We start from the raw sequence: 556 nt of genomic DNA on the forward strand, positions 1-556 counted from the left end.
GCCGGATGCCACCCATTACTGCGAGCTTGTCTTTGATGTCAACTCGGCCTACTTTGACAACCACGGCGGCTACGAGTCCGCCAAGCAGTTCTATGAGGATGCCTACCAAGCTGCCGTTCAAATCGTGGGCGGTGAGCAGTATATCCTCTCGGCAGTTATGCACGCCGATGAGATCAACCGTGCCATGACCGAAGCATTAGGCCGTGAAGTCTACCACTATCATCTCCATGTGGTCTATGTGCCTGTGGTGGAAAAGCAGATCCTCTGGTCGAAACGCTGCAAGGACAAGGCACTGGTCGGCACAGTCAAGGAGACCGTCATGCAGGTCAGCCGAAGCAAGAAGTGGGCTTCCAAGCCCCTGCTGGACGATGCCGGAAAGCCTGTCCTGCAAAAGAGCGGCAAGCCAGTCCTGAAGAAGTCGTACAGTGTCCTGCAAGACGATTTCTTCCACTATATGCGCAACGCCGGGTATACGGATGTAGAGCGCGGTGAGCGTGGCAGCACTGAAGAACACCTGACCGTCACCCAGTTCAAAGTCCAGCGGGAGCAGGAGCGA

General features: G+C 55.9%; 1 protein-coding gene. It reads left to right on the forward strand.

The features are described from left to right. Window positions 1-556: plasmid recombination protein (locus WMO17_RS13120; RefSeq protein WP_349138331.1), on the forward strand; the 556-nt coding region annotated here is incomplete at both ends.

The organism is Faecalibacterium faecis, from assembly GCF_040096475.1.
GTDB classification, from domain to species: domain Bacteria; phylum Bacillota; class Clostridia; order Oscillospirales; family Ruminococcaceae; genus Faecalibacterium; species Faecalibacterium taiwanense.